Genomic DNA, 13,219 nt, shown 5'->3' with positions numbered 1-13,219 from the left:
TGGACCCAGCATAACCCATATATCTTGACGTCAAGATACTTAGGGAGGCCTCACCCCCGACCGTCGCCGGGAACACCGGCGCCACCACGGACGTTGAACCTCGGCCCCCACCTGGAAGGACGCCCGTGCCCGCTCACCTCCCCGCGCTGACCACCCAGGCCGACCGCCTCGCCGCCCTCGGTCTCCTGCCCGACGACGGCCCTCTCGACGCCGCGGCGCTGCGGTCGGCAGCAGCCCACCTCGCCACCCACGCCCCCGACGGCTCGCTGCTCGTGGTCCACCCGCGCCACCTGCGCCCCTCGACCCTCGCCCCGCACCTGACCCGGAGCGTCCGGACCCGCTCCGGCACGGTCGACCGCGAGGGGTTCGTGGTGGTCGACATGGCGGACGCCGACGAGTTCGCCCCCACCGGGCTGGAGGAGCCCCTGGCCGACGTGTACGCCGTCGTCGGCCCCGACCGCGGCGAGGACCTGGCGAACTGGTCACCGGCCGAGGCCGCGCCGGAGCTCGAGCGGCGCGGGCGCAGCCCTCTCACCCTCGCCGAAGGCCTGCACTGGGTGCTGCAGGCGCCCGACGCGCTGGAGCGCAACCGCTGCTTCATGACCATCGGGTCCAGGCTGCGGAAGGCCGACGGGACGTTCGACACCCGGACCCCGGCGCTCTGGATCTCCAACGGCACCGGACGCGACGGGTCGCAGCGTCGCGGCGCCGCGAAGGTGGGCTGGTGCTGGTGGGGGAACCGCCACACGTGGCTCGGCTTCGCCTCGGCGGTGTCGCGGGTGGCCTGAGGCCACCGGTCAGCCCCGGCCGGCCAGCTCCAGCTCCACCTCGAGCGCGCCGGGGTCGACACCCGCCGGAAGTGCCACGACGTGCGTGGTGTAGACCAGGTCCGCGGTGCAGGGCCCCTCGTCGTCCGTCTCGAGGCGGACCGTCACCAGGTCGCCCTCAGCCGTGACCGAGGTCGGCGTCCACGGGCACGACGAGCTGCCGGCCGCGTAGACGGCGAGCCGGCCGTCCTCGCCCAGGACCCAGCCGGGCGCGGAGTCCCCCGCGGGCTCCGCACCGGCCGGTCCGCCCTGGTAGCTGTGCAGCACGAGGTCCTCACTCCGGGGGTCCTCGTGCTGGCGCACGAGCAGCGCCGTCAGCACCGCCGCGCCCACCACGACCGCGACGACCGCCAGACGCAGCGGCAGCCAGCGGCGCACCGGACCTCGTTCCTGCATGGTCCGACGGTACCGAGGTCCGCTCAGCGGTCCAGGACGGCGACCGCCTCCACGTGGTGCGTGTGGGGGAAGAGGTCGAACGCCCGCAGGCCGGTCAGCGTGTACCCGCGCTCGCCCAGGAGGCCGATGTCGCGGGCGAGCGCGGCCGGGTCGCAGGCCACGTAGACGATCCGGCGCGGCTCACGGTCGGCCATGGCGTCCACGACGGCGCGGCCGGCGCCGGCGCGCGGCGGGTCCAGCACCACGACGTCGGCCGCCGGCACGGGGGCGGCGTCGGCGCCGGCACGACCCGTGAGCACCCGGTCCACGGCGCCGAGGCGCAGGTCCACCCGATCGAGCCCGTGGACGTTGCGCCGGGCGTCCTTGACCGCCTGCTCGTCACCCTCGACGGCCACCACGTGCCCGCCGTCGCCGACGGCGGCGGCGAGCGGCAGCGTGAACAGCCCGGCGCCGGAGTACAGGTCGAGCACCGTGGCGCCGGAGACGTCGCCGACGGCGTCCAGGACGGCTCCGCCCAGCACGGCGGGAGCCTCCCGGTGCACCTGCCAGAACCCGTCGGCGGCCACGCGGTACCGGTGCTCGGCTCCGCTGACCTCCACCGTCTCGGTGACGGCACGGCGAGCGTTGGGGCGGAAGTCGGGCCGCCCGCGACGCCACGGCGTGCCGTCCACGAGCAGGAGGGCGTCGGTGCCACCCGCCGGGGCGACGAGCTCGAGGCGCTGACCCGGCCGCCACCGCCGGGTGAACACCCCCTCGGACTTCGCCAGCGCCAGCACCTCCGGCGTCGCGAGCGGCATGACGTCCAGCGGGACGACGTCGTGCGACCGGAACCGGCGCATCCCGGCCCGCCCGGCAGCGTCCGTCACGAGCTCGACGCGCGTGCGGTAGCCGAGCCCCCCGCGCTCGTCGTCTCCGGGAGCCGCCTCGACCGTCACGTCGGTCTCGAGCCCGGCGAGCCGCTGGAGCTGCTCGGCGACGACCGCCTCCTTCCAGCGTCGCTGCGCGGGCAGTGCGACGTGGGACAGCTCGGCGCCACCCACACCGCCCGGGCCGGCCGCCGGCCAGGCCGGCTCGACGCGGTCGGACGACGGCTCGAGGACCTCGACGGCGTCGGCGCGCCAGAACTTCTTGCCGCCCTCGGTCACACGGGCGCGGACCGTCTCACCGGGCAGGGAGTGACGCACGAAGACGACACGCCCTTCGTGGCGGGCGACGCAGTGGCCGCCGTGGGCGACGGGACCGATCTCGAGCTCGAGCTCGAGGCCGACCTCCGGGTCGGCGGGGCGGGAGCGGGTGGCAGAGCGGCGGGGACGGGTCACGGCCCCATTGTCCCCCGCTCAGAGCGGACGACGACCCTCGACTTCGTCACCCTCGAGCCCGGTGTACCCCGCCGAGGACGACAGCTGCCACGGCACGGAGGCGACGACCACGCCCGGGGTGAACAGCAGGCGCCCCTTGAGCCGCAGCGCGGACTGGTTGTGCAGCAGGTGCTCCCACCAGTGCCCGACGACGTACTCGGGGATGTAGACGACCACCAGGTCGCGCGGGGACTCGCTGCGCAACGAGCGGACGTAGTGCAGCACCGGGCGGGTGATCTCGCGGTACGGGGAGTCGAGCACCCGCAGCGGGACCGGCAGGTCGAGCGCCTCCCACTGCCGGCGCAGGTCGGTGATCTCGTCCTGGTCGACACCCACGGTGACGGCCTCGAGCATCGACGGCCGCGAGGCGCGGGCGTACGCCAGGGCGCGCATGGTCGGCTTGTGCACCCGGGAGACGAGGACGACGGCGTGGACCCGGCTCGGCAGCGCACGCGCACCGGAGATGTCGTCGAGCGCGAGCTCCGACCGGACTCGCATGTAGTGCCGGTGGATGCCCCGCATGATGAGGAACAGCACGCCCATGGCCACGACGGTGATCCACGCCCCGTGCGTGAACTTCGTGACCAGGACGATGACGAGCACGGCCGACGTCAGGACGAACCCGGTACCGTTCAGCACCCGCGACCACTTCATGCGGCCCCGGACCTTCGGGTTCGGCTCCTTGCGCAGCTCGCGCGTCCAGTGCCGCAGCATGCCCAGCTGGGCCAGGGTGAACGACACGAAGACGCCGACGATGTAGAGCTGGATGAGGGCCGTCACCTCGGCGTCGAACGCCACGACCAGCACGCCCGCCGCCACGGCGAGCGTGACGATGCCGTTCGAGAAGGCCATGCGGTCGCCGCGGGTGTGGAGCTGGCGCGGCAGGTAGCCGTCCTTGGCCAGCAACGAGCCGAGCACGGGAAACCCGTGGAAGGCCGTGTTGGCGGCCAGCAGCAGCACGAGCGCGGTGACGCCGATGACGACGGCCGCCACGGCCGAGAACCCGCCGAACACCGTCTCGGCGAGCTGTGCCAGGACGGGGTGCTGCTCGTACTCGTCGCCGACGGGAGCGCCGTCGCGCGTGAGCTGGGTGGCCGGGTCCTCCACGAACTTGACGCCCGTCGCCTGGGCGAGGAACAGGATCGTCATGAGCATGACGGCGGAGATGGCGCCGAGCAGCGCGAGCGTCGTCGCGGCGTTGCGCCGCTTGGGCCGCTGGAAGGCCGGGACGTCGCTGGTGATCGACTCGACCCCGGTGAGCGCGACGGCACCCGAGGCGAACGCTCGCGCCACCAGGAAGGCACCGGCCACGCCCAGCAGGCCCTGCTCGAACCCGGCGGCGGGCACCAGCTCGAGGTCGGCGCTGGCCGCCTGCGGCATCTCGCCGGAGAAGAACGCCACGGCCCCGACGACCGCGAGGATGCCGAGCGCCGCCATGAAGCAGTAGATCACCACGACGAACACCCAGGCCGACTCGCGCACGCCGCGCAGGTTCACCACGGTCAGCGCCGCCACGAGCACCACCGCCACGAGCGGCTCGTAGCCGCGGGCCGCCGGCAGGAGCACCACGAGGTACTGCGACGCCGCGGACAGCGACACCGCGACCGTGAGCACGTAGTCCAGCATGAGCGCCGAGGCCACGCCGATGCCCGCCGTCGGCCCGAGGTTGGTGGTCGCGACCTCGTAGTCACCGCCACCGGAGGGATACGCACGCACGATCTGGCGGTAGGAGGCGACCACCACGAGGAGCACGACCACGACGACGGCACCCACCCACGGCGCGAACGCCGTGGCCGCGATGCCGGCGACCGCGAGCATCAGCAGGATCTCGTCCGGGGCGTACGCCATGGACGACAGGGCGTCCGAGGCGAAGACCGGCAGGGCGACCCGTTTGGGCAGCAAGGAGCGCTTCGAGCTCTCGCTGCGCAGGGGTCGCCCTACGAGCAGCCGCTTGGCGGCATCTGCGATGTCCGACACGGTGACTCATGCTATGCCTGTCGGCGCGTCCCGGCGCAGGTCGGCGCACAGGCGCTCGGAGGTATAGCGTTCCGTGGTGTGCACTTCGTGATCATGGGATGCGGCCGCGTGGGCTCCTCGCTCGCGCAGGCGATCGAGTCGCGCGGCCACTCGGTGGCCGTCATCGACCAGAACCCCGAGGCCTTCCGACGCCTCGGCTCGGACTTCTCCGGGCACAAGGTGACGGGCGTCGGGTTCGACCGCGAGACCCTGTCCCAGGCGGGGATCGAGGACACCTACGGGTTCGCCGCCGTCTCCGACGGCGACAACTCGAACGTGCTGGCCGCACGGGTCGCTCGCGAGACCTACGGCGTCGAGCACGTCGTCGCCCGGATCTACGACCCGCACCGGGCCGAGATCTACCAGCGGCTCGGGATCCCCACGGTGGCCACGGTGCGGTGGACCGCCGACCAGGTGATGCGCCGCATGCTCCCGCTCGGCGCCACCGACGAGTACCGCGACCCGTCCGGCACCGTCCGCCTGGTGCAGGTGGACTACCACCCCGGCTGGCTCGGGCTGTCCGTGCGCCGCATCGAGGCGACCACCGGCGCGCGGGTCGCCTTCCTCACCCGGTACGCCGAGGGCCAGATCGTGGCGGCCGACACGCTGCTGCAGGAGAACGACGTGCTGCACGTGCTGATGCGCGCCGACGACGCGCCCCGCGTCGAACGGCTGCTCACCCACACCCCGGGGCCCGAGGAGGAGCAGGACTGATGCGGGTCGTCATCGCCGGAGCAGGTTCCGTGGGCCGGTCCATCGCCTCCGAGCTCCTCGCCAACGACCACGAGGTCGTGCTCATCGACAAGAACCCGTCGGCCATGCGGGTGTCCCAGGTCCCCGACGCGGACTGGCTGCTCGCCGACGCGTGCGAGACGTCGTCCCTGGACGGCGCCGACGTGTCGTCCGCCGACGTCGTCGTGGGGGCGACGGGCGACGACAAGGTCAACCTCGTCTTCTCGCTGCTGAGCAAGACCGAGTTCGCGGTGCCCCGCACCGTCGCGCGCGTCAACAACCCCCGCAACGAGTGGATGTTCGACGAGTCCTGGGGCGTCGACGTGGCGGTGTCCACGCCGCGCATCATGACCGCCATGGTCGAGGAGGCCGTGTCGGTGGGCGACCTGGTGCGGATCTTCACGTTCCACCAGTCAGGTGCCGACATCTTCGAGGTCACGCTGCCCCCGGAGTCGCCCCTGGTCGGCCTTCGTGTCAGCGACGTCACCTGGCCGGCCGACACGGTCCTGGCCTGCATCGTCCGCGGCACCCAGCCGTTCAGCCCCACGGCCGACGACGCGCTCGAGCCCGGGGACGAGCTCATGTTCGTCACGGGGCAGGAGGCTGAGCCGGCCGTGCTGCAGCAGCTCGTCGTCGACGGCCCCGAGCTCGGCTGACCAGCCCGGCTCAGTCGACGGTCTGGCCGGCCTTCGCGTGGGCACCCCGCACGACGACCCAGGTCAACCAGAGCACGAGCCCCCACAGAGGAACGCCCAGGACCAGGTGCATCGTGCCGAGCCAGCCGACGTCGCCGGTCAGGTACAGCGGCACCTTGACCGCCAGGCGGATCGCGAAGAGCCCCACCCAGAACCAGCTCGCGATCGTGTAGCGACGCACCAGGTCCGGGTCCGAGCGCCAGTCCGCCAGCGCGGCGAACGGGCTCCGCTCGGGCTGGTCGTCCGCCGACGCCGAGTCCTCCGCGGAGGACTCGACCCGGCGCGCCGGGTCGGAGAAGCCCGCCCGGATCGCCTCGACGAACAGACCCACCAACGGCCACCGCACCACGATCGACACGATGAAGGCCAGCAGGTAGGCGGCGTTGGTCCACAGTCCCCAGACGTAGAAGTCCTGGGCCTCGCCGGAACGCCAGGCCCAGAACACGCCGACGGCGATCCCGAGGATGCCGCCGAGCGCCTGGGTCACCGGCGTGCGCTGCACGAGCCTCGCGACGACGGCCACCAGCGCGGCCGCGGCCGACGCCACCAGCGACGGGGTCAGGTCCTCGGTGATGACGAAGACCACCACGAAAACGAGACCCGGGAGCACCGCCTCGACGACGCCGCGCACCCCGCCGACCGCCTCGCCGAACGAGAAGGTGTCAGCCGTCAGAGAGCGCATCCCGCGGGCCGGTGGCGTCTGCTGCGGGCTGTGGTCGTCCACGTGCTCCTCGTCCGTCGAGCTCATTCGCCGGCCCGCGCACGCAGCTCGTACCGGGGGTTGTACATCGTCCGGCGGCCCTCGCGGACCGTCACCATGCCGTCGACCCGCAGCCGCCGCCCGGGCTGGATGCCGGCGATCTCGCGCCGCCCCAGCCACACGAGGTGCAGGGTGCCCGAGCCGTCGTACAGCTCGGCCTCCACCGTGGGCACCTTCTCCCGCGGACGCAGCACCACCGAGCGCAGGACGCCGGCCGCGGAGGAGCGCTCGCGAGGCGTCAGGTCGTCGAGCGGCCGGCACCCCGTGACGAGCGCGGCGGCGGTGCGCTCCTCGTCGGCCGCGACGTCGTCGGCCGAGGCGAAGGCGGACCGGACCTTGCTGCGCAGGGACATGTCGGGGCCCTCAGCGGATCTCGGTGATCTCCGGCCCGCGCGTCAGCGGGTCGAAGGAGGGGGTCTCAGGGGTCGCGTCCGCCGGGGCGTCCGCGCCCTCGGCGCCGGCGGCGTCCTTGCGAGCCTGCTGGGGCAGGGTCAGCGTCAGCAGGTCGCGGGGCGGGCGCGGGCTGGCGTCGCGGACGACGACGATGTTCGCGAACACGGACTCCAGCGGCTTGGCGGCCTCCGGGTCGACGGCGGCGCGGCCGGAGAGGACGCCCCGCAGGAACCACCGCGGACCGTCGTGGCCGATGAACCGCGCGGGTCGGACGGCCTGCTTGCCCTCGGGCGTCTTGGCGGGGATGCGCGCCATGAGCTCACGGCCGAACGTGCCGGGGACGTCGTCGACCGTGCCGCCCTGCTTCGTGAGGGAAGCGCCGATCTCCTCGCGCACCTCGTCCCAGATGCCACCCGTCTTGGGTGCGGCGAACGCCTGGACCTGGAGCACCGAGCCCTGCAGGGTGGCCGCTACTCCGGTGACCTTCTGGGACTTCTTGTCGACCTCCATGCGCAGCTGCAGACCGGGCAGGACGGGCAGCCACACGGCTCCGAGATCGACGCGCGGCCCCATGGCGGTGACCTGCGACGAGTCGTAGGGGCCCCGCCCGGACGGACCCGTGGGTTCGTCGACCGCGGGCGCTCGGTCCGGGGCAGGGGTCGCCTCGTCCGCGGCCGCGGACTCCGTCGCCTTCGTCGACGCCTTGCGCCGGAACAGACCCACCAGGGATCTCCTTGTCTCGTCGATTCCGACGGCGCACCGCCGTCCTGTACTCCAGGTTAGACCGCCGGTGGCACCGGTCGGGAACCCGCTGGTCAGGCCGTCGACACCCCGCCGCTCGAGCCGAAACCGCCGGAGCCACGGTGCGAGCCGGGCAGGTGGTCGGCCACCAGGAACTGGGCGTGCTCCACCCGCTGGATCACGAGCTGGGCGATCCTGTCGCCCCGGCTCAGGCGGAACGTCCTGTGCGGATCGGTGTTGGCCAGCACGACCTTGATCTCGCCCCGGTAGCCGGCGTCCACCGTGCCGGGCGCGTTGACCACCGTGATGCCGTGCTTGGCAGCCAGTCCCGACCGAGGATGGACGAAGGCGGCGAAGCCCTCGGGCAGCGCGATCGCCAGCCCGGTCGGCACGACCTCACGCTGCAGCGGGCCGAGCTCGACGTCCTTGATCGTGACCAGGTCCGCGCCCGCGTCCCCCGGGTGGGCGTACGCCGGTACGGAGACGGCGTCGTCCAGGAGGGTGACGAGCACGTCGAGCGTGCTCGGGTCGGTCACCGTGGGGCTCGCGTTCTCAGGCACCCGGGCAGCCTAGCCGACACCTGGGGCCTGCGATGATGGGGCCATGGACGACACGACCGCCCGAGCCTCCGACACCTCGGGACCGGCCCAGGAACCCGCGTTCCACGAGCGGCTGCTGCCCGGTCCGGGAGCGTGGGTCGCGGCCCTCGGGCTCGGCGTCATCGTGGCCGTCGTGGTCCTGCCGCTCGCCCCGCTCGTGGCGCCGGGCGCCGGCGTCGTCGTCGCGGCAGGGGTCGTCGCGACGCTCGTCGCCACCGCCCCGGTGGTCGAGGTCTCCGGCGGCGAGCTCAGGGCCGGCAGCGCGCACGTGCCCGTGGCCCTCCTCGGTACCGTCACCCCCGTCTTCAGCGCCGAGGAGATGCGGGTGCAGCTGGGGCCCGAGCTCGACGCCCGCGCCTACGTGTGCCTGCGGAGCTGGGCGCGCACCGGACTGCGCGTCGAGCTCGACGACCCCCGGGACCCGACGCCCTACTGGCTCGTCTCCAGCCGCCGTCCGGACGACCTCGCGGCCGCGCTGACCGAGGCGAGGGGCACCGACTGAGCCCGAGGACGACGAAGGCCGTCATGTCGAGGACATGACGGCCTGGGTGTCGGGGACCCCGCCCGCGGTCTGGTGACCGTCAGGCGGCGCACTCCGTGCAGATCATCCGGCCCTTCTTCTCGTAGGCCAGCTGGCTGCGGTGGTGCACGAGGAAGCAGCTCGAGCACGTGAACTCGTCGGCCTGACGGGGCAGGACGCGCACCGCGAGCTCTTCACCGGACAGATCGGCGCCCGGAAGTTCGAACCCTTCCGCAGCCTCCGTCTCGTCCTCGTCGACGACACCCGACGACTTGTCGGAACGACGGGCCTGGAGCTCCTGGATGGAGTCCTGCTCGTTGTCCTCTTCGTTCTTGCGGGGTGCGTCGTAGTCGGTTGCCATCTGTGTTGTCACACTCCGTGGTTCGGTGGCGGTACGCGCTGATAATGCGTGGCGGACGGGTTTTGTTCCCGCTCGGCCCCCGGATTCTGCACCATCCTCAGCGGCCACGCGACATGTCGGGCTGTCGCGCCGGTCACATCGGGCCTGACCAGCGCAAACAGTAGGCGTTCCGGCAGAGGAACACCACCCGATCTCGCCGCCTCGCTCCCTGTCGGCCGAGGCAACGAACGGTGGGTGCCTACCGTGCCTTCGCGGACTCGCTCCGCGCTCCGCCCTCGGCCTGGTCGGCGCCGGCGGACTCGAGCAGCGCCACCAGCTCGGCGTGCCGCGGTGGCGCGCCGGCGACGGTCATCAGCTGCGTCGCCGGGGCGCCGCGCAGCCCGGTCAGCGCGGCGCCCGCCTCCGTGGCGACCAGTCCGCCGGCGGCGACGTCCCACGGGTTGAGTCCTCGTTCGTAGTACAGGTCGATCGCCCCCTCGGCCAGGAGGCACAGGTCGATGGCCGCCGAGCCCAGCCTGCGGATGTCGCGCACCCGCGGCAGGACGTGCGTCAGGACCCGGGCCTGGACCGCCCTCCGCTCGGCGGCGTACCCGAACCCGGTGCCGACCAACGACGTCGCCAGGGAGTCGGCCTCGCGCACGTGGAGCTCCCGCCCGTCCCGGTCGGCGCCCTGGCCGTGCCCGGCCGTCCACGTCACCCCGTCCACCACCGAGTGCACGGCACCGGCCAGGACGGTCCACCGCTCGGGGTCCGGCTCACCGGCCACCACGGCCACCGACACCGCGTACGAGGCCACGCCGTACAGGTAGTTGACCGTGCCGTCGATCGGGTCGATCACCCAGGTGAGCCCGCTGGTGCCGGCGACGTCGTCGCCCTCCTCCCCGAGGATGCCGTCGTCCGGGCGGCGGACGGCGAGGCGGCGCCGGAGCAGGTCCTCGGAGGCGCGGTCCATGTCCGTGACCGGGTCGACGTCGCTCGACTTGGTCGCGGCGACCTCGACGAGGGCGGGGCGGCCACCGCGCACCATCGCCCCGGCCTCGAGCGAGAGCGATCGGGCGAGGGAGCGCAGCTCGGCGATCTCGGCGGCGGACGGAAGGCCAGGAAGTGAGGTCACGCGTCCATCTTGCCCGACTCCCTGCCCCAGCGGCCGGTCCATCCACCACCGACGTGCGGCACCACCCAGCCGAGCGCCAGGGAGAGCAGCCGGAAGCCGAGGACGAGCACCACGACGCACAGCGCGGACCACCACGTCCACCAACCGGTCTCCCACAGGACGACGACGGTCGCGGCACCCAGGATCGCGGGCACCGCGTAGAGCTGGCGATCGGCGAAGATCAGGGGCACCTCCCCGACGAGCATGTCGCGCAGCACGCCACCGCCGACACCGGTGAGCACCCCCACCACGAGCGACGCGAGCAGCCCGGCGTCCAGGTCGAGCGCCTTCGAGGTGCCCTGCACGACGAAGAGCGACAGGGCCGCCGCGTCGAGGACGATCACCGAGCGCCGCAGCCGCGTGAGGCCGGGGTGCAGCACGAACGTGGCGAGGCCCGCGGCCAGAGCGGCGACGACCAGCTTCCAGCTCGAGATGCCGACCGGTGGGGTGTCGCCGATCAGCACGTCGCGCAGGATCCCGCCGCCGAGCCCGCAGACCCACGCCAGCACCAGGACGCCGAACAGGTCGAACCGTTTGCGGACCGCCGCGAGGCCGCCGGAGACGGCCGAGACGAACACCGCCACGACCTCCAGGACGTTGACTCCGGCCACCAGGTTCTCCACGCCCGTCATCCTCCCAGCGTCACGGCCACGGGCAACCGAGATTCGGCGGCACACCGACGCGCCTGCGCGGGACGGGCACTCCCGGGTGGCACTCTCGAACGAGCAGGCCCGCCAAGCCGGGCGGGCGTGAGGAGGAACCATGGCCGAGCTCGAGCTCGTGACGCTGCACGAGGACGCCGAGCGCCTGGTCCTGCGCGGCCCGGACGGCGTCGAGCACACCTTGACGATCACCGAGGCGCTGCGGGCCGCCGTGCGGCGCGACCGGCCGCGCACGGAGGCGCTCCAGGCGGAGTCCGCGGCGACGCTGCGCCCGCGGGAGGTGCAGGCACGACTGCGCGCCGGCGCGACCGCGGAGGAGCTCGCGGCCGCCTCCGGGCTGCCGCTGGAGCACGTCCGGCGCTACGAGTGGCCCGTCATCACGGAGCGGGACCACGTGATCACCCAGGTGCGCAACCACCACGTCGACCCCGAGGGCAAGATCGACCTCGGTGACCTCGCGGACGCCCGGCTCGCAGCACGAGGCGTGCCGGTGGAGGACGCGGTGTGGACCGCCCGGCGCGAGGGCAACGCCCCGTGGCGGGTGGAGGTGCGCTTCACGGCGGGCGAGCGCGAGCGCGCCGCCCGCTGGTCCTTCGACCCGAAGGGTCGCGTGGTCGTCGCCCTCGACGACGAGGCGCGCTGGCTCGGTCAGCCGGACGACCCGGTCTCCCCGGAGGTGCTGAGCGTGCCGGGCGTCGTCGACCGACGGCGTCCCGCTCCCCCGTCGGACGCCGCTGCGGACGCCACCGCGCTGCTGCTCGACGACCTCGCCGGTCGCCGGGGCCAGCGCCCGCCGCAAAGGCCGCGACGCCCCGAGCCCGGCCCGCAGGACCAGGAGCTCCCCCTGGACCTGGGCGCGACGGACCGTCCGGACGACGGCGCGAGCATCGTCGACCTCGGCGCCCGCCGGGACGCTCAGCGCGCGTCCCAGACCGACGACCCCGAGCCGGCCACCGGCGAGGGGCGCGAGGCCGGGACCCGCGCACCGGATGCGCACGACGCCGAGGAGGCGGACGCACCGTCGACCCGGCCGACCGGCCCCGCCGCCTCGCCCGAGCCGGAACCGGTGGCCGCGAGCCCCTCCGAGCGCCCGCCGTCGGGCACGGACGAGACGCCGCCCGTGCCGCCTGGTCCGCCCGGGCCGTCTGGACCGGGGTCGGAACACGCCCCCGTGCCGCAGCCGGCAGCCCCTCAGCCGGCGGCACCCTCGGCCGTGGTCGGCGAGGTGGCGGCACCGGCCAAGGCCAAGCCCGGGCGTCGGCCCGTGCGCAAGGGCCGCGCGCAGGTGCCGAGCTGGGACGAGATCGTGTTCGGCGGCGCGCGCCCGTCGTCCTGACGCGACGCGTCAGCGGACGTCGAGGAGCGCGCCCTCGGACGGAGCGAGCCGGCGCGCGGTGCCGGCCGTCATCCGCCGCATGTGGTGACGGCGGCACAGCACCTCGTAGGCGACCTCGCCGCCGGCGTCGACGTCACCCACCACGACCTGGTCGCCCTCGACGACCATGACGCCGTCCACGGTGCGCGCGTTGTGCGTGGCACGGGCCCCGCACCAGCACAGCGACTGCACCTGCAGCACCTCCACCCGGTCGGCGAGCTCGACCAGGCGCGCGGACCCGGGGAACAGCCGCGTACGGAAGTCGGCGGTGATGCCGAACGCGAAGACGTCCATCTCGACCTCGTCGACCAGGCGGGCGAGCTGCTCGACCTGCTCCGGGGAGTAGAACTGCGCCTCGTCGCACACCAGGTAGTCGACCACGTGGCCGTGCTGGCGCTCCGTGGCGATCACCTGCCAGAAGTCGGTGTCCTCGGTGACCTCACGGGCGTCCACCTCGAGCCCCAGGCGGGAGGACAGACGGGCGACCCCGGCGCGGTCGTTGCGCGTGAAGATGAACCCGCGACGACCACGGGCGCGGTGGTTGTGGTCCGTCTGCAGGGCCAGCGTCGACTTGCCGCTGTCCATGGTCCCGGAGAAGAAGACGAGCTCGGCCATGTCCAGATCCTGTCCG

At 73.5% G+C, this 13,219-nt stretch carries 16 protein-coding genes; 5 read left to right on the top strand and 11 right to left on the bottom strand.

Annotated elements, in window-relative coordinates:
* Positions 1-125: 125 nt before the first annotated feature.
* A complete protein-coding gene (locus BCL65_RS15290; RefSeq protein ID WP_106269383.1) occupies positions 126-788 on the top strand; it encodes a DUF5701 family protein in 663 nt (220 codons plus the stop codon).
* Positions 789-797: 9 nt separating this feature from the next.
* Here BCL65_RS15290 and BCL65_RS15285 read toward each other — a convergent pair whose 3' ends face one another.
* From BCL65_RS15285 to BCL65_RS15275, 3 genes are read right to left on the bottom strand one after another with little or no spacing between them, the layout of a single operon-like run.
* Positions 798-1,223, bottom strand: coding sequence for a hypothetical protein (locus BCL65_RS15285; protein WP_125206563.1), 426 nt, complete (start codon positions 1,221-1,223; stop codon positions 798-800).
* 23 nt (positions 1,224-1,246) lie between these two features.
* Positions 1,247-2,542 carry a class I SAM-dependent RNA methyltransferase gene (locus BCL65_RS15280; protein ID WP_106269381.1) on the bottom strand — a complete coding sequence of 432 codons (1,296 nt, stop codon included), beginning with the start codon at positions 2,540-2,542 and terminating at the stop codon, positions 1,247-1,249.
* 18 nt (positions 2,543-2,560) lie between these two features.
* Entirely contained in the window at positions 2,561-4,558 is a 1,998-nt protein-coding gene (locus BCL65_RS15275) for an APC family permease (RefSeq protein ID WP_106269380.1), read from the bottom strand.
* 93 nt (positions 4,559-4,651) lie between these two features.
* Between BCL65_RS15275 and BCL65_RS15270 the strand changes: the two genes are divergently transcribed.
* Positions 4,652-5,311: a potassium channel family protein gene (locus tag BCL65_RS15270; protein WP_106269429.1), complete on the top strand. Its 660-nt coding sequence runs from the start codon at positions 4,652-4,654 to the stop codon at positions 5,309-5,311.
* On the top strand, positions 5,311-5,985 hold the full coding sequence (locus BCL65_RS15265; RefSeq protein WP_106269379.1) for a potassium channel family protein: 675 nt from the start codon (positions 5,311-5,313) through the stop codon (positions 5,983-5,985). The genes BCL65_RS15270 and BCL65_RS15265 overlap by 1 nt, the downstream gene beginning before the upstream one ends.
* A 10-nt stretch (positions 5,986-5,995) precedes the next feature.
* Here the strand turns inward: BCL65_RS15265 and BCL65_RS15260 are convergent, their stop codons facing one another.
* The 4 genes from BCL65_RS15260 to dut all read right to left on the bottom strand — a co-directional run bounded on the left by BCL65_RS15260 (position 5,996) and on the right by dut (position 8,478).
* Positions 5,996-6,772, bottom strand: a complete 777-nt coding sequence (locus BCL65_RS15260; RefSeq protein WP_243401102.1) for a DUF3159 domain-containing protein — start codon at positions 6,770-6,772, stop codon at positions 5,996-5,998.
* The gene (locus BCL65_RS15255; RefSeq protein ID WP_106269378.1) at positions 6,769-7,137 is read right to left on the bottom strand and encodes an OB-fold nucleic acid binding domain-containing protein; all 369 of its coding nucleotides are present in this window, start codon (positions 7,135-7,137) and stop codon (positions 6,769-6,771) included. Before BCL65_RS15255 ends, BCL65_RS15260 begins: the two co-directional genes overlap by 4 nt.
* A gap of 10 nt (positions 7,138-7,147) precedes the next feature.
* Positions 7,148-7,900, bottom strand: a complete 753-nt coding sequence (locus tag BCL65_RS15250) for a DUF3710 domain-containing protein (protein ID WP_106269377.1) — start codon at positions 7,898-7,900, stop codon at positions 7,148-7,150.
* A 92-nt stretch (positions 7,901-7,992) separates the two neighbouring features.
* A complete protein-coding gene (dut, locus tag BCL65_RS15245) occupies positions 7,993-8,478 on the bottom strand; it encodes a dUTP diphosphatase (RefSeq protein ID WP_106269376.1) in 486 nt (161 codons plus the stop codon).
* Between the two features lie 43 nt (positions 8,479-8,521).
* On the opposite strand from dut, the gene BCL65_RS15240 reads away from it, so the two are divergent.
* A complete protein-coding gene (locus BCL65_RS15240) occupies positions 8,522-9,019 on the top strand; it encodes a DUF3093 domain-containing protein (protein ID WP_106269375.1) in 498 nt (165 codons plus the stop codon).
* Between the two features lie 79 nt (positions 9,020-9,098).
* On the opposite strand, the gene BCL65_RS15235 is transcribed toward BCL65_RS15240, so the two are convergent.
* From BCL65_RS15235 to BCL65_RS15225, 3 genes are all read right to left on the bottom strand, one after another.
* The gene (locus tag BCL65_RS15235; protein WP_106269374.1) at positions 9,099-9,398 is read right to left on the bottom strand and encodes a DUF4193 domain-containing protein; all 300 of its coding nucleotides are present in this window, start codon (positions 9,396-9,398) and stop codon (positions 9,099-9,101) included.
* Positions 9,399-9,636: 238 nt separating this feature from the next.
* On the bottom strand, positions 9,637-10,554 hold the full coding sequence (locus tag BCL65_RS15230; protein WP_106269373.1) for an inositol monophosphatase family protein: 918 nt from the start codon (positions 10,552-10,554) through the stop codon (positions 9,637-9,639).
* Positions 10,509-11,183: a trimeric intracellular cation channel family protein gene (locus tag BCL65_RS15225; protein WP_106269372.1), complete on the bottom strand. Its 675-nt coding sequence runs from the start codon at positions 11,181-11,183 to the stop codon at positions 10,509-10,511. Before BCL65_RS15225 ends, BCL65_RS15230 begins: the two co-directional genes overlap by 46 nt.
* A gap of 130 nt (positions 11,184-11,313) precedes the next feature.
* Between BCL65_RS15225 and sepH the strand changes: the two genes are divergently transcribed.
* Positions 11,314-12,549, top strand: a complete 1,236-nt coding sequence (sepH, locus tag BCL65_RS15220; RefSeq protein WP_106269371.1) for a septation protein SepH — start codon at positions 11,314-11,316, stop codon at positions 12,547-12,549.
* 9 nt (positions 12,550-12,558) lie between these two features.
* Here sepH and BCL65_RS15215 read toward each other — a convergent pair whose 3' ends face one another.
* Entirely contained in the window at positions 12,559-13,203 is a 645-nt protein-coding gene (locus BCL65_RS15215; RefSeq protein ID WP_106269369.1) for a thymidine kinase, read from the bottom strand.
* Positions 13,204-13,219: the final 16 nt, after the last annotated feature.

This window comes from Isoptericola halotolerans (genome assembly GCF_003003075.1).
In the GTDB taxonomy this organism is placed as follows: Bacteria; Actinomycetota; Actinomycetes; order Actinomycetales; family Cellulomonadaceae; genus Isoptericola; species Isoptericola halotolerans_A.
The sequence above is the reverse complement of the archived record's forward strand: the minus strand, read 5'-3'. Positions and strand labels throughout refer to the sequence as shown.

Bases quoted from the DNA above. Each gene is read 5' to 3' on its own strand.
- BCL65_RS15215 (WP_106269369.1), bottom strand. From the start codon at position 13,203: ATGGCCGAGCTCGTCTTCTTCTCCGGGACCATGGACAGCGGCAAGTCG.
- BCL65_RS15235 (WP_106269374.1), bottom strand. From the start codon at position 9,398: ATGGCAACCGACTACGACGCACCCCGCAAGAACGAAGAGGACAACGAG.
- BCL65_RS15230 (WP_106269373.1), bottom strand. From the start codon at position 10,554: ATGGACCGGCCGCTGGGGCAGGGAGTCGGGCAAGATGGACGCGTGACC.
- BCL65_RS15265 (WP_106269379.1), top strand. From the start codon at position 5,311: ATGCGGGTCGTCATCGCCGGAGCAGGTTCCGTGGGCCGGTCCATCGCC.
- sepH (WP_106269371.1), top strand. From the start codon at position 11,314: ATGGCCGAGCTCGAGCTCGTGACGCTGCACGAGGACGCCGAGCGCCTG.
- BCL65_RS15260 (WP_243401102.1), bottom strand. From the start codon at position 6,772: ATGAGCTCGACGGACGAGGAGCACGTGGACGACCACAGCCCGCAGCAG.
- BCL65_RS15255 (WP_106269378.1), bottom strand. From the start codon at position 7,137: ATGTCCCTGCGCAGCAAGGTCCGGTCCGCCTTCGCCTCGGCCGACGAC.
- BCL65_RS15285 (WP_125206563.1), bottom strand. From the start codon at position 1,223: ATGCAGGAACGAGGTCCGGTGCGCCGCTGGCTGCCGCTGCGTCTGGCG.
- BCL65_RS15270 (WP_106269429.1), top strand. From the start codon at position 4,652: ATGGGATGCGGCCGCGTGGGCTCCTCGCTCGCGCAGGCGATCGAGTCG.
- BCL65_RS15240 (WP_106269375.1), top strand. From the start codon at position 8,522: ATGGACGACACGACCGCCCGAGCCTCCGACACCTCGGGACCGGCCCAG.
- BCL65_RS15225 (WP_106269372.1), bottom strand. From the start codon at position 11,183: ATGACGGGCGTGGAGAACCTGGTGGCCGGAGTCAACGTCCTGGAGGTC.